The sequence below is a fragment of the Pseudoramibacter faecis genome (assembly GCF_036289405.1).
Taxonomy (GTDB): domain Bacteria; phylum Bacillota; class Clostridia; order Eubacteriales; family Eubacteriaceae; genus Pseudoramibacter; species Pseudoramibacter faecis.
The window spans coordinates 132,235-147,275 of the sequence record NZ_JAYFFI010000002.1 but is presented as its reverse complement, the minus strand read 5'-3'; the positions used below and the strand labels follow the sequence as shown (position 1 = coordinate 147,275).

12 protein-coding genes are annotated in these 15,041 nt (G+C 57.0%); all 12 read left to right on the top strand.

Annotated features, from left to right (window positions below):
• The first annotated feature begins 76 nt into the window (after positions 1 to 76).
• The 12 genes from V3C63_RS03315 to V3C63_RS03260 all read left to right on the top strand — a co-directional run bounded on the left by V3C63_RS03315 (position 77) and on the right by V3C63_RS03260 (position 14,889).
• Positions 77 to 1,045 (top strand): DUF2232 domain-containing protein, encoded by a 969-nt coding sequence (locus V3C63_RS03315; protein WP_329886405.1) that lies wholly within the window; start codon positions 77 to 79, stop codon positions 1,043 to 1,045.
• Entirely contained in the window at positions 1,042 to 3,015 is a 1,974-nt protein-coding gene (locus V3C63_RS03310; protein WP_329886404.1) for a DHH family phosphoesterase, read from the top strand. The genes V3C63_RS03315 and V3C63_RS03310 overlap by 4 nt, the downstream gene beginning before the upstream one ends.
• Positions 3,012 to 3,461 (top strand): 50S ribosomal protein L9, encoded by a 450-nt coding sequence (rplI, locus tag V3C63_RS03305; RefSeq protein ID WP_329886403.1) that lies wholly within the window; start codon positions 3,012 to 3,014, stop codon positions 3,459 to 3,461. Before V3C63_RS03310 ends, rplI begins: the two co-directional genes overlap by 4 nt.
• 35 nt (positions 3,462 to 3,496) lie before the next feature.
• Entirely contained in the window at positions 3,497 to 4,855 is a 1,359-nt protein-coding gene (gene dnaB, locus V3C63_RS03300) for a replicative DNA helicase (protein ID WP_329886402.1), read from the top strand.
• A 12-nt stretch (positions 4,856 to 4,867) separates the two neighbouring features.
• Complete coding sequence (gene rsmI / locus V3C63_RS03295) at positions 4,868 to 5,728, top strand: 16S rRNA (cytidine(1402)-2'-O)-methyltransferase (protein WP_329886401.1); 861 nt, start codon at positions 4,868 to 4,870, stop codon at positions 5,726 to 5,728.
• Between the two features lie 262 nt (positions 5,729 to 5,990).
• On the top strand, positions 5,991 to 7,940 hold the full coding sequence (gene metG / locus V3C63_RS03290; protein ID WP_329886400.1) for a methionine--tRNA ligase: 1,950 nt from the start codon (positions 5,991 to 5,993) through the stop codon (positions 7,938 to 7,940).
• 237 nt (positions 7,941 to 8,177) lie between these two features.
• Positions 8,178 to 8,939: a Fe-S cluster assembly ATPase SufC gene (sufC, locus tag V3C63_RS03285; RefSeq protein ID WP_329886399.1), complete on the top strand. Its 762-nt coding sequence runs from the start codon at positions 8,178 to 8,180 to the stop codon at positions 8,937 to 8,939.
• 24 nt (positions 8,940 to 8,963) lie between these two features.
• Positions 8,964 to 10,373 (top strand): Fe-S cluster assembly protein SufB, encoded by a 1,410-nt coding sequence (gene sufB, locus V3C63_RS03280; RefSeq protein WP_329886398.1) that lies wholly within the window; start codon positions 8,964 to 8,966, stop codon positions 10,371 to 10,373.
• A gap of 5 nt (positions 10,374 to 10,378) precedes the next feature.
• The gene (locus V3C63_RS03275) at positions 10,379 to 11,446 is read left to right on the top strand and encodes a SufB/SufD family protein (RefSeq protein ID WP_329886397.1); all 1,068 of its coding nucleotides are present in this window, start codon (positions 10,379 to 10,381) and stop codon (positions 11,444 to 11,446) included.
• A complete protein-coding gene (locus V3C63_RS03270) occupies positions 11,443 to 12,678 on the top strand; it encodes an aminotransferase class V-fold PLP-dependent enzyme (protein ID WP_329886396.1) in 1,236 nt (411 codons plus the stop codon). The genes V3C63_RS03275 and V3C63_RS03270 overlap by 4 nt, the downstream gene beginning before the upstream one ends.
• On the top strand, positions 12,668 to 13,117 hold the full coding sequence (gene sufU / locus V3C63_RS03265) for a Fe-S cluster assembly sulfur transfer protein SufU (protein ID WP_329886395.1): 450 nt from the start codon (positions 12,668 to 12,670) through the stop codon (positions 13,115 to 13,117). Before V3C63_RS03270 ends, sufU begins: the two co-directional genes overlap by 11 nt.
• Before the next feature lie 287 nt (positions 13,118 to 13,404).
• Positions 13,405 to 14,889, top strand: coding sequence for a 4Fe-4S dicluster domain-containing protein (locus V3C63_RS03260; protein ID WP_329886394.1), 1,485 nt, complete (start codon positions 13,405 to 13,407; stop codon positions 14,887 to 14,889).
• Positions 14,890 to 15,041: the final 152 nt, after the last annotated feature.

Below are 15,041 nucleotides of genomic sequence, written 5' to 3'. Positions count from 1 at the left end.
CGGCGGCTTTTCATGACGCAACAGGGTCGCGAGCATCCGTCAATTGGAACGAATTAATCAGAGAATCGAGGATTTCATGCATTTGAAGCCACAGGCGATCACGGAGGGAATAGCGACAGCTGCAGCCGCAGTGGTTCTATCGCTGTTGTCGCTGCACTTTCCCCTGATGATCTTTTTTTATCTTTTATCGGCGCTGCCGATTGCCGTTTTGGCGGTGCGGCAGCGCCTAGCGGCGGCGATCACGGTCAGTCTCGGCGCGATGGCCCTGTTGGCGGCGATCGTCGGCGTCGGGGCCGGCATCAGCTTTGCGCTGTATTTTTTACTGGTGGGCTGTGCGCTGGGCTACGGCCTGAGCAAAGGGATGGACGGCTTCCGACGAATCGGTCTCGGCTATTTTGGTTGTTTGGCCTTTTTGATTGGGCTGATGATCATCTATCAGGCGGTGACGGGGCACGCCTTTGTGCAGGTCTTTTTTCGCCAGATGCAGACGGCGACCGCGCAGTGGCTTAAGGTTTATGTAGCGGCGGGGCATTACAGTGCCGCACAGATCGGTCGGACGGCCAAGATATTTGGTCAGGCACTCGTGCAGATGAAGCGGGATTTTCCGACCATGGTGCTGCTCATTCCCTTTGGCATCAGCTGGATCCTTAACCTATTGCTGGATTTGATGCTGGCGCGGCTTCAAATCGCACAGCCCAAGGTGCTGCCGCTCAGCCAGTGGAGGCTGCCGAAATCCCTGCGGAATTTTCTGTTTATCGTGCTGATGGGGCCGCTCGTGGCCCAGCTTGCCGGCGCCGGCAGCAATCTTTATGTGCTCACCCTCATGGGGATCACGACATTTGTGTACGGGCTGATGGGCTTGTCGTTTTGTTTTTGGTTTTTTAACCGCCGTCTGCCCCGGGAACGCATCGGGCGCAAGGCCGTGATCGTGCTCATTGTGATGGTCGTGCCGTCGAGTTTAAGCATCCTGTCGATTCTCGGGGTGCTCGACGCGTACACCCCCCTGCGGCTGCGCATTATTTTAAGAGAGGGCAAGCGACGATGATGAAAATTCTCAAACACTTTAATGTGATGGCGCTCATTGCGGTTATCATCAGCTTGTTGCTCATTCGGTACAATCGCATGGCAGGTTTGGTCATGCTGGTGCTGGCGGTTTTTGTCGCCGGGCTTCAGGGATGGGAAAACGACCTGAAGGCCGAACGCGAGGAAGAAAGCTATAAAGTCGTTTCCCGGCAGGTGGCAAAGATCAACCGCGATCGGATGTACGAAATGCCCTCGCCCTCGGTGGTGGTCGACGGGGAAGGCGTGTGCCTGATCCCCAATCGCGCGTTTATCCGCACCTTCGGCCGGGATCTCGGCAAAAAAGGGGTTCATATCTTTGAGGCGTTAAAAATCAAGCCGGAGAACGGCCAAAAACTGGACGGCAGTTTTCGGGAGCTGGCTTTCCAGGAGCATTGGTACACCCTGGTGATTTCAGCCTTCACCCACGGCAACCAATCGTTGTATCTGCTCAATTTTAACGATATCACCCACCTCAAGCAACTCGAGGCCAAATATCGCCACAGCCAAACCGTATTCGCTTATATCCAAATCGACAATTATGACGATATCAGCGAGCAGCTGACGGTGCAGGAACGGTCGATCCTCCTGGGGAAGATCGATGTGATTTTGGTGCAATGGGCTCAGCGCAACGGAGCGATCATTCAGAAATACGAAAACAATCATTATTTGGCCGTCTTTAACCGGGACGCCCTGATGATTATGGAGCGGGAGCATTTTCATCTGCTGGATGAAATTCGGGATGTGAGTATGGAAAACCTGCCGGTCACGCTGAGCATCGGCATTGGCCTGTCGGATGAGCGCAAATCCATCCAGGATGCGGACGCCATGTCCCGGTCGGCGCTCGATGTGGCGCTGGCCCGGGGCGGCGACCAATGTGTGGTCAGCATGGACGACAAGAACGCTTATTACGGGGGCAAGACCGAGGCCAAGGAAAAACGCACCAAGGTCAAGGCGCGCATCAAGGCTCATGCCCTGCGCGACCAGATTGTCGACGCCCACAACGTGGTGATCATGGGGCATCAGACGCCGGATATGGACTGTCTCGGTTCGGCGGTGGGTCTGATGGGCGCCTGCCGCAGCCTCAACCGGGAATGCCGCTACGTGCTCAAGGAGATCAACACGAGCATTCGTTCGCTCATTGACTACCTGAGCAAAGACGAGCATTACGCCCACGCCTTTGTGACTCCCCAGGAAGTGCGGGATTTCGTGGAGGAAGGGACTTTGCTCATCGTGGTGGACACCCAGAATTTCAATTATGTCGAGATGCCGGAACTGTTGGATCAGGTGTCGAACGTCGTGGTGATCGACCATCACCGGGCGTCGGGCAAATCCATCAGCGATACGATTTTCTCCTATCTTGAGGCTTACGCCTCGTCGACCTGCGAGCTCGTGACCGAATTGCTTCAGTATTTTGACAACAAGGATATCATCAAAACCACAGAGGCCAACGCTCTGCTCGCGGGGATGTGCATGGATACCAAAATGTTCACGGTGAAGACCGGGGTGCGCACCTTTGAGGCAGCCTCCTTTCTCAAGCGCAGAGGGGCCGATACCGTTATTGCGAAGACCCTGCTGCAAAACGATATCGAAACCTACGCGGCGCGTTCCGAGGCGGTGACCAACGCCGAATTTTACGATAATACCATTGCCATCTCCCTTTACGAAAATCATACGGAGAACGCCAAACTCATCGCGGCGCAGGCGGCGGACGAGCTGCTCAACATCCGGGGCATCGGCGCGTCCTTTATCGTGCTGAAAACCGAGGGTGGGATTTTTATCAGCGGGCGCTCCATGGGGGATGTGAACGTGCAGATGATTTTGGAAAAATTGGGCGGCGGCGGTCATATGACGATGGCCGGAGCTCAGCTTCACGATATAGAAGATTTGCATCAGGCGCGGGGCCTTTTGGTCGACGCCATTGAATTTTATAAGAAAGAGAGTGCATCAGAATGAAAATTGTATTAACCGCCGATGTGGAAGGTGTCGGCAAAGCCGGCGATATCGTCAATGTGAAAAGCGGATACGGCCGCAATTACCTGATCAAGCAGAAGCTTGGCGTGCCGGGCACCAAGGAAAACATCCAGAAGGCTGAGGCGCATAAAGCTCAGTTGGCCAGAGAACGGGCACAAGCTCATCAGGCAGCGGTGGAACTGGCGCAGCAAATCGACGCGTCGGAACTCATCATCAAGGAACGCGCCGCAGACGACGGCACGCTCTTCGGCTCGGTGACCAACAAGAACATTGCCGAAGCCCTGGAAAAGGATCTGGGCATCAGCGTGGATAAGCGTAAGATTGAACTGGCGGAACCGATTCGCAACGTCGGAAAATTCGCCGTTAAAATCAAAACGACGGCCGGCGTGGAAGGCAAGCTGATCGTGATCGTCACCGGGAAAAAATAAACGCGGCGCCATATTGCGAGAAAGGGGGAAGGACCGTGCCGACCAATCCGAGACAATTGCCGCACAGCGCCGAGGCCGAAGCTTCGGTGCTGGGCGGCCTGATCATGAACGCCGAAAAGCTCATGGTGGCGGAAGAGCATCTGCGCGCCGAGGATTTTTACGATCCCCGCAATCAGCAGATTTATCAGAACATCCTCGCTATGCGCGAGGCCGGCCAGCCCCTGGATTTGGTGACCCTGACCCAGCGCCTGACCGATGTGGATCTAATCGGGAAAATCGGCGGTCCGGCCTATCTGGCCGCGCTGGTGCAGCAGGTGCCGATGCTCAGCAACTTCGAGAATTATTGCGTGATCGTCCAGGATCAGGCGCTGCTGCGGCGTCTGGTGCAGGCGAGCTCGGCCATTCTCGACGATTGCTACGGCGAATACGAAAGCGTCGCCGACGTGGTGGAGGCGGCCGAGCGCAAAATCTTTCAGGTCGGGGAAGGCCAGATCAAAGGGGATTTTGCGAATATCGGCGAGGTGGTCGGGGAGACGATCCAGCATATCGAAGAAGTGCGCACCCATCAGGGTGAGACCACGGGACTGGCCACCGGCTTTAAAGAGCTGGACTTTAAAACTTCCGGCCTGCAGAAATCGGATTTAATCTATGTCGCCGCCCGTCCCTCGATGGGAAAGACGGCTTTTGCGCTCAATCTCGCCCAGCATGCCGCGGTGAAAGAGAAGGCCTCGGTGGCGATCTTCAGTCTTGAAATGTCCCGGACGCAGCTGGTGCAGCGCATGCTCTGTTCCGAAGGGCTCATCGATTTGTCCAAGGTGCGCACCGGCACCATGGACGACGAGGAATGGCGGGTGATGGCCGACGCCGCCGGGCGGCTTTACGGCACGAAGATCAAAATCGACGACACCGGCGGTCAGTCCCTGGCGGATATCCGCTCCAAGACCCGGCGGCTCAAGGCAGAAAGCGGCCTCGATCTGGTGCTCATCGACTATCTTCAGCTGATGATCGGCCGGCGCGGCGTCGAAAACCGGCAAAACGAAATCTCCGAGATCTCCCGCGGGCTCAAAGCCCTGGCCCGGGAGCTGGACTGCCCGATCGTTTGCCTGTCGCAGCTCAGCCGTGCCCCCGACGGGCGCCCGGATCACCATCCGGTGCTGGCCGACCTGCGCGAGTCCGGCTCCATCGAACAGGACGCCGATATCGTGCTCTTTCTCTACCGGGCATATTATTACGATAAGGAAAACAGCAACCCCAACATGGCGGAGCTCGATGTCGCCAAGCAGCGCAACGGCCCGACCGGCCGCATCAATCTCACCTGGCGTTCGGAATTTACGCGCTTCATGGACTGGGCCGACGAGAGCGCCTATTCAGATCCCGGCCCGGCGCCGTTTTAAAAGGATATGCGCATGCCAGAAGAGCAAACCCGCGGCGTTTTGTATATCGTCGGTACGCCCATCGGCAACATGGAGGACATGAGCTTTCGCGCGGTCCGGATTTTGAAATCGGTGGATCTGATCGCCGCCGAAGATACCCGCAACACCATCAAGCTGCTCAATCATTTTGAGATTCATACCAAGATGGTGAGCTACCATCAATACAACGAGAAGGCCGCGACGAAGGAACTGGTGGACCGGCTGATCGACGGGGCGACTATCGCCCAGGTGTCGGACGCGGGGATGCCGGTGATTTCCGATCCCGGGCAGATTCTGATCGCGGCTTGTCACGCTGCGGGAGTGCCGGTGCGGGTGGTGCCCGGCCCGACGGCGGCCCTTTCGGCGGTGGCTCTCTCCGGCATGGATTGCCGTCATTTTGTCTTTATGGGTTTTTTGGGCAAACAGAACCGCGACCTGCGGGTGGGGCTTGAGACTATTGCAGCGTCGGCGGTGCCGACGGTGCTTTACGAATCGCCCCATCGGCTGGAAAAGACCCTCGAGAAGATGGCTGCCCTTTTTCCGAACCGCCCCATGAGCATTTCCCGGGAAATGACCAAGCAATATGAAGAGACCCTGCAGGGGACAGTGGCACAGATGCGCGATTACTTTGCGGCGCATCCGCCCAAGGGCGAGTTCGTGCTCATCGTCGGCGGGGGCGACGGCCCGACCGGCGAGACGGCAGCGCTTAATGACGGGCCCCTTGCGGTGCACATGGCGCATTACCAAAGTCAGGGCCTGAGCGAAAAGCAGGCTATGAAAGCCGTGGCCCGGGATCGCGGGGTGAGCAAACGGGAAATTTACGAGCAGATCAAAATCGCAGCGAAAAAAGAATAACAGCATGCATCAAAAGACCGGCCAGCGCCATGGGGCGGCCGGTCTTTTTTACGTGCGGATCGGCGTTTGATTTTGACAGGGGTTTGGCATTACGGTATAATAAAACAGCCAATCAGAGGATTGCGCGTATCGCGAGGGGAGAATCTTTTCTGATCCGTTTACGATCAAAAACCGAAAGATTGTCCCGTTTTTATTGAGTCAAACGGATGCGGACAAGCGCCGGCCATCGATCATTGGCCGGTTAAAAATAAAGGAGTGCACCATGCCAGAAGCAAAGAAAACTTTTTATATGACCACGCCGATTTATTATCCCAGCGGGAATTTGCACATCGGCCACACCTACACCACGGTGGCGGCCGATACCCTGACGCGGTTCAAACGCCAGCAGGGCTACGACGCCTACATGCTTACTGGCTCGGACGAACACGGCCAGAAGATTCAAAAAATCGCCGAGGAAAAGGGCGTGACGCCCAAAGCCTACGTGGACGGCACCGTGGCCAAGATCAAGGAACTCTGGAAGCTGATGAATATCGATTACAGCCAGTTCATCCGCACCACTGACGCGGATCACGTGAAGAGTGTCCAGAAGATCTTCAAGCGGCTCTACGATCAGGGCGATATCTATAAAGGGCGCTACGAAGGCTGGTACTGCACCCCGGACGAAGCATTCTGGACCGACACCCAGGTGGTGGACGGCAAGTGCCCGGATTGCGGCCGTCCGGTGGAACGCGCCTCCGAGGAAGCCTATTTCTTCAGAATGTCCAAATACGCCGACCGGCTGCTGGATTATATCGAAAGCCACCCCGGCTTCATCCAGCCGGAAGCCCGCCAGAAGGAAATGATCAACAACTTCATCAAGCCGGGACTGCAGGATCTCTGTGTCTCTCGCACCTCCTTCGACTGGGGGATTCCCGTCGAATTCGATCCGGGCCACGTGGTCTACGTCTGGATCGACGCGCTGTCGAACTACATCACGGCGTTGGGCTACCTCAACGACAAACCCCAGCTGATGGATCGCTACTGGCCGGCGGATCTGCACCTGGTGGGCAAGGACATCATCCGTTTTCACAGCATTTATTGGCCGATCATGCTGATGGCGCTGGATCTGCCCCTGCCGAAGACCATTTACGGCCACGGCTGGATTTTGCTTAAAGGGGGCAAGATGTCCAAATCCATCGGCAACGTGGTGGACCCGGTAAAATTGGTCCAAAAATACGGCGTCGATCCGCTGCGTTACCACGTGCTGAAGGAAATGAAGTACGGTGCCGACGGCAGCTACAGCGAGGATCTGCTCATCGGCAATATCAACGCGGACCTGGCCAACGATCTGGGCAATCTGCTCTCCCGCACCGTGGCCATGACGGCGAAGTATTTCGGCGGGGTGATTCCCGAAACAAGACTGGCCGGCGACCGCGACGCCGATTTGAAGCAGACGGCCGAGGCCGCGGTGCAAAACTACGCGGCCTGGATGGACAAGTTGGATTTCAGCCGTGCGCTGGAGAGCATTTGGCAGCTCATCGGCCGCGCCAACAAATACATCGACGAAACCGAGCCCTGGGTGCTGGGCAAAGACGTAAGCCAAAAGGAGCGTCTGGCGGCGGTGCTTTATAACTTAACGGAGTCCCTGCGTATCATCAGCGTGCTCATCGCGGCGGCGATGCCCGACACCAGCGCCAAAATGATCGCCCAGCTGAAGGTGCCGGCAGATCTCACTACCTGGGAGAGCATTCAAAGCTTTGGCGGCTACCCCGCCGGGATTGAGGTGGCGCGCTGCGAGCCCCTTTACCCGCGCATCGACGTGAAGCAGCTGGCGAAGGAAAAACAGGCAAAGCCGGCCAAACCCGAGAAAGCCAAGCAACCGAAACCCAAGGCCGAACCGGCAACCCCCGGTGTGATCACCATCGACGATTTCGGCAAGGTGCAGATGCGGGTGGCTCAGGTGCTCGCCTGCGAAAAGCATCCCAACGCCGACCGGCTTTTGGTGTTTCAGCTGGATTTTGGCGACGAAAAACGCCAGATCATCTCCGGCATCGCCAAGTGGTACCGGCCGGAAGAGTTGGTGGATCGGAAAATCATCGCCTGCACCAATCTCAAACCGGTGAAACTGCGGGGTCTGCCTTCCAACGGGATGATTCTCTCGGCGGAAAAGGACGGCGTCCTGCGCGTGCTTACCGTGGACGGCGATATGCCCGCCGGTTCGATCGTGGGATAAACGCATCAAAATCATCATGGCTCATGGGTCGTGTGTGAATGAAAGCGGTCTTCGGACCGCTTTTTTCATGCCCGAAAACCGTCGGAGAGTTAGTCAAAACATATCAAAAAACCTTTAAAAAAGTGGCTTTTCGCGCATTTTAATTGTTGACTTAGCCGGGGGAAAGTTATATACTTATGGCTGTATTCCGACAAAAACACTCGGAATTTATCACTGGGATGATCATGGAGGTTATATATGTCAGATCAATTACTCAAAGTTCGTCAACTGTCGGTGGACGTTGGCGAAAAAGAAATCTTGCATCAGATAGATTTAGATATCCATAGAGGAGAAACCCATGTCCTGATGGGACCGAACGGCGCCGGCAAGTCGACGCTGGGGTATGCACTGATGGGGAATCCGCGCTATGAAGTGTCCGAGGGCGACGTGGTCTTCGACGGCAAGGCCATTCTTGAAGAAAATGCGGATTTTCGTGCGAGGGCCGGCCTTTTCCTGTCCTTCCAGAATCCGCTGGAAGTGCCGGGGGTCACCCTGTCGAACTTCATCCGGAACGCGGTGGAGCAGCAGACCGGCGAACGGGTGCGGCTCTGGGATTTCAGAAAGCAACTTAAAAAAGAATTTGAAATTCTCAACATGGATCCGAGCTATGCCGACCGGGATCTGAACGTCGGCTTTTCCGGCGGGGAAAAGAAAAAGGCGGAAATTCTGCAGCTTTTGATGCTCAAGCCCAAGCTCGCCATTCTGGACGAAACGGACTCCGGCCTCGATATCGATGCGGTGCGCACCGTGTCCAAAGGGGTTGAAGAATACCAGAAGAACGAAGACGGTGCGCTGCTCATTATCACCCACAGCACCGGGATTCTCGAGTCCCTCCACGTGGACTATACCCATGTGCTGGTGGACGGGCGCATCGTGGCCAACGGCGACGGCTCGCTGGTGGACGATATCAACGCCCACGGCTACGAAAAGTTTATCGAACAGGCCAAAGCGGCACAGTAACGCGCGGGAAAGACAGGCATTGCCATGAAAGAAAAAACTTACGTCGAAGACGTCAACCGGTCGATCTACGATATCAAAGACGAGGAAACGGATTTTTACAAGGTTAATAACGGCCTGACGCCGGCCATCGTCGAAGAGATCTCGAAGGAAAAAAACGACCCGGAATGGATGCGGGAATTCCGCCTCAAATCCCTCGACATCTACAATCACAAACAGATGGCGGATAACTGGGGGCCGCCGATCGACGGCCTGAACATGGACGATATCGTGACCTATGTGCGCCCGAAAACCCAGATGAGCGCCAAGTGGTCCGATGTGCCGGAGGACATCAAGAACACCTTTGAGCGTCTCGGCATTCCCCAGGCGGAGCGCCAGTCGCTGGCCGGGGTCGGCGCGCAGTACGACTCGGAGCTGGTGTATCACAACGTTCGCAAGGAAGTGGCCGAACAGGGCGTGGTCTATACCGATATCGAAAGCGCCCTGCGCGGGCCTTACGCCCAGATGATTCAGGATCACTTCATGAAACTGATCCCTCCGACCGATCACAAATTCGCGGCGCTGCACGGGGCGGTGTGGTCCGGCGGTTCCTTTGTGTACGTGCCCAAGGGCGTTTCGGTGGAAATTCCCTTGCAGTCTTATTTCAGGCTGAACGCGCCGGGGGCCGGCCAGTTCGAGCACACGCTGATCATCGTCGACGAAGGGGCGGACCTTCACTTTATCGAGGGATGCTCGGCGCCGAAATACAACGTGGCCAACCTGCACGCCGGCGCGGTGGAGCTGTTTGTCGGCAAGAACGCCAAGCTGCGGTATTCCACCATCGAAAACTGGTCCAAGAATATGTATAACCTGAACACCAAGCGCGCCAAGATCGAAGAAGGCGGCGTGATGGAATGGGTGTCCGGGTCCTTCGGCTCCCACGTGTCTTACCTTTACCCGATGACCATTCTCGACGGGGCGGACGCCCGGATGGAATACACCGGGATCACCTTTGCCGGCCACGATCAGAACCTCGACACCGGGATGAAGGTGGTGCACAACGCGCCGCGGACCACTTCGGCGGTCAACGCCAAGTCCATCTCCAAGGACGGCGGCATCTCGACCTACCGCTCCTCGGTGGTGGTGACAAACAAAGCGAAGGAAGCCAAGTCCTCGGTGTCCTGCGCCTCGCTGATGCTCGACGACATCTCCCGATCGGACACCATCCCGGCGATGGATGTGCGCACCCAGGACGCGGATGTCGGACACGAGGCCAAGATCGGGCGCATCAGCGACGACGCGGTGTTCTACCTGATGTCCCGCGGGATCTCGGAAGAGGACGCCCGGGCGATGATCGTCTCCGGCTTTGCGGACAACGTTTCGAAGGAACTCCCGCTGGAATACGCGGTGGAGATGAACAACCTGATCCGCTTGGAAATGAAAGGGGCCATTGGGTGACGACGATGACAAACACAACAATCAAAACCCTCGCAGTCAACCATTTGCCGGGAGAAACCTGGAACTGGCTGAAGATGAACGACGCGCAGGTGGCGGTGGCACCGGAATCGACGGTGATTGTCCCGACGGTGGACGCGCCGGCTGCCGTGCAGACGGTGGACAGCCTTTTGGGCAAGACGACCATGCCGACGGGCATGGGTCCGGACATGGCCGCGTTGGTGGCGCCGGTCAAAGCGCTGTGCTTTTCGGCGGCGGGCACGGCGGCAGAGCCGGTGCGACTGGGCTATCGGGCCCGAGGCGGGGTGCAGCAGATCGGCGCGGTGGCGCTCGCCCTGGCGGCCGGCAGCACCATGACGGTGGTGATGGATTACGCATCGGACGCGGCAGACACAGCCGAAGGAACCCTGGCGCTGCAGACCAAAATCCAAATCGGCGAGAACGCCCGACTTCAATTGGTGCAGATTCACCGTGCGGGCGATAACATCCGGGTGCTCAACGATGTGGGCGCCCGCTGCGACGCCGGCGGCCGTCTGGAAGTGATCCATGTGATCATGGGAGCTGGGAAAAACTATCTTGGTTGCCGGGCGGACCTCGCCGGAGAAGGCAGCAGTCTGAAGGCGGACATCGGCTATCTGGTGGAAAACCGAGGCCTGCTGGATATGAATTACGTGGCCAACCATTTGGGCAAAAACACGGACAGCGAAATCAACGCATCCGGGGTGCTGCGGGACGAGGCCGAAAAACTCTTCCGCGGGACCATTGACTTCAAGCGCGGCTGCGGCGGCAGTGTCGGCAACGAAAAGGAAGACGTGCTATTGATGGACGACACTGTGGTAAACAAGACCATCCCGCTGATCCTCTGCGCGGAAGAGGATGTGGAGGGCAACCACGGCGCGACCATCGGCCGCCTGGACGACGAGCTGCTCTTTTATCTCGAAAGCCGGGGGATGAATCGGGCCGATATTTACGAAATGATGGCCCAGTCGCGCATTGCGGCGGTGTGCCGCCTGATTCCCGACGCGCAGACCCGTGGGGCGCTCCTTGAAAGCCTGGAAGGGAGCGACGAAGCATGAGCACGCTGACAACCGCTGAAGTAAAAGACCTCCGCAGCCAGTTTCCGCTGATCGCCGGCAGCGGTCTGGCCTATCTCGACAATGCGGCGACGACGCAGAAGCCCCAGGCCGTGCTCGACGCCGTCAATCGTTATTATCAGCGGGAAAACGCCAATCCCTTCCGCGGCCTTTACGATTTGTCCGTGGCGGCGACCGACGTCTACGAAGCCGCGAGACAAAAGACGGCGGATTGGATTCACGCCGGGCGGCGGGAGGAGATCATCTTCACCCGAAACGCCACCGAAAGTCTCAATCTTTTGGCCTTTAGCCTGGGCGAGCTGCTCATCGAAGCCGGAGACGAAATCGTCGTCGGCATCATGGAGCATCACAGCAACATGCTGCCCTGGCGGCTGATGGCCGAGCGCAGGGGCGCGAGCGTCAAATATCTGAACTGCGCAGCGGACGGCGCTGTAACGGAAGCGGATCTTCTGGCGGCAATCACCGAGAAAACGAAGATTGTCGCCGTGACCCAGATGTCCAATGTTTTCGGGCGGGTGCTCGATGTGAAACGCTTTGCCGGGATCTGTCACGAACGGGGCATCGTCATTGTGGCGGACGGCGCTCAGAGCGTGCCCCATTCCCGGGTGGATGTGCAGGATCTGGACGTCGACTTCATGGCTTTTTCCGGGCATAAAATGTTCTCGCCGATGGGCATCGGCGTGCTCTACGGCAAAAAAGCCTGGCTTAACAAGATGCCGCCCTTTCTCTCCGGCGGCGAAATGATCGACATGGTCACCACGGAGCGCATCGTGTATGCGCCGCTGCCCCACAAATTCGAAGCCGGCACGGTCAATGCCGGCGGGGCTGTCGGTCTCGGTGCGGCCATCGATTTTGTGAACGCCGTCGGCATGGATGCCATCGAAGAACGGGAGACGGCCCTCACGGCCTACGCCCTCGAGCAGATGCGACGGGTCCCCTATCTGACGGTGCTCGGCTCCGAGCGTGCGGATGAGCACCACGGCATCCTCACCTTCAAGCTCGAAGGGGTGCATCCCCACGATATCACGGCCATTCTCTCGGAAAATCAAGTGGCGGTGCGGGCCGGACACCATTGCGCCCAGCCGCTGCATCAGCATCTGGGGATTCCCTCGACAACCCGCGCCAGCCTCGCGTTTTACAACACCGAAGAAGAGGTGGACCGGCTGGTGACCTGCCTCGGGCAGATTAGAAAGGAAATGGGCTATGAACAATAGAACCTTTTATAACGAAGTGCTGACGGATCACAACCTCCATCCGATGCACAAGTGCGACATGCCTGACGCCGACATGGTGCACGAGGGTGTCAACCCCAGCTGCGGCGACGATATCTGGCTGCAGCTCAAAATGGACGGGGATGTGATCGCCGGTGGGGCGTTTCGCGGCGACGGCTGCGCGATTTCCCAGGCATCCGCCGATATGATGCTCGACTTGATCATCGGCAAGACCAAAGAAGAGGCGCTTGCCCTTACGGATACCTTTCTGCGGATGATCAAGGAGGATATTTCCGAGGAAGAAATGGAAACTCTGGAGGAAGCCTCCTCGCTGCAGGATATTGCCCACATGCCGTCCCGCGTGAAATGCGCGGTGCTGGCGTGGCACACCCTGGAAGAAATGATCGCCGGCGACAAGGACGCACCGGCGACCACCGAATAAATTTTTGAGATCGAATCCGCTTTATTCGTTTAAAAAGCCGAACTTTGCAATTGCATTGTTCGGCTTTTTTGTTTATAATCAGATGTAAACCATTAAAGAAAAATTTTTGTCATGATCCCCGGTTTCAGGGGTAAAAATCACCGGATTGATTGGGAAGATCTGTTAAAAATTTGGCATATACTTTTCTGACAAAATTTGTTAAAATAGTGTCAAAGAAGAGAAAAATGGTTGTAACTGCACGGATCATTTAAAGGCTGAATAGCGCGAAGAAGAAGGAGGAGAAAATCGTGGGGAACGACGGTGGTATTATTGCACTGAAGCACGAAGTGCTGTATCAGGTTGCCAAGCTCGCTTTTGAAGGGAAACTAGAAAGCGACCGGGACACACTGCCGGAAAAGATCATCCCGGGGATGATCCCGCACTACCGGTGCTGTGTTTATAAAGAAAGAGAAATTGTACGCCAGCGCATTCGCATGGCGGAGGGCAAGGCCCCGGGCCTTGAGGATGACGGCAATATCATCCAGGTGATTGAGCCGGCCTGTGCCGACTGTCCGATTTCCAGCTATGTGGTGACGGATAATTGTCAGAACTGCCTGGGCAAAGCCTGCCTCAGCGCCTGCCGTTTCGGGGCTATTCATCCCGGGGAAAAGCGCTCCCGCATCGACGCCAACAAATGCCGCGAGTGCGGCATGTGCGCCACGGCCTGCCCCTATAACGCCATCGCCCATCTGGTGCGCCCCTGCAAAAACAGCTGCCCGGTGGACGCTCTCACCTACGACGAGATGGGACTGTCGGTGATCGACGAAGAAAAATGTATTCGCTGCGGCAATTGCATCCACAGCTGTCCCTTCGGCGCCATCAGCACCAAAAGCTGGATCGTCGATGTCATCAAAGCCATCCAAAGCGACCGCGAGGTGTATGTGATGATTGCCCCGGCGGCGGAAGGTCAATTCGGCAAAGGCATCACCATGGCCAGCTGGCGCAAGGCGATGCAGGATCTTGGTTTCACGGATTTTGTGGAGGTGGGCCTCGGCGGGGATCTGACCACGGCGGCGGAAGCCCCGGAATGGTACGAGGCGTATCAAAAAGGGGAAAAGCGCACGACGTCCTGCTGTCCCGGGTTTGTCAATATGATTTTGCGGCAGTTCCCGGAACTCAAAGACAGTATGTCGACGGCGCTGTCGCCGATGGGCGAGCTGTCCCGGTTGATTAAATCCAGGCATCCCGGCGCGCTCACGGTGTTCGTCGGGCCCTGTGTGGCGAAAAAATCGGAGGTGGTGGATCAGCGCATTCCGGACAACGCCGATTATGTGCTGACCTTCAGCGAATTGCACGCCCTGATGCGCGCCAAGGATATTGAGCTTGAGCCCATGGAAGAAGATTATCAGCGCGCCTCGACGTATGGCAAGCGCTATGCCGATGTGGGCGTGGCCGATTCCTGTGTGCAGTATATCCATGAGATGGGACACGACGACGAGCTGAGCATTAAGCGGGTCAGCGGCGGCAAGGAATGCAAAACCGCGCTGATGATGCTGGCTAAGGGCCGCCTCAAAGAAGACTTCATCGAAGGGATGGCCTGCCCCGGCGGCTGCTCCCACGGCCCCAGCGCCCACGACACCAGCCGTAAGGCGATGAAGGTGCGCGATCAGATGATCGAAGCGGCGGACGGGCGAACCATCAGCGAAAACCTGGCCCAATACGACCTGACCAAGTTCAGCATGCATCGGGAAGGACCATTGCCGGATCCGTTGATCAAATCGGTTGAATCATGACAGCAGCACTGAATGCGTGCGACCCGAGAACGATTGTAAAAAAGTAATTATAATCCCTTTACGACAGGTAGCGTGATAAGAGCGCGCACGAATAAGGGCAGAAGCAAAGAGGCTTATCCATTGACGGATAAGTCTCTTTTGACGGATAAGTC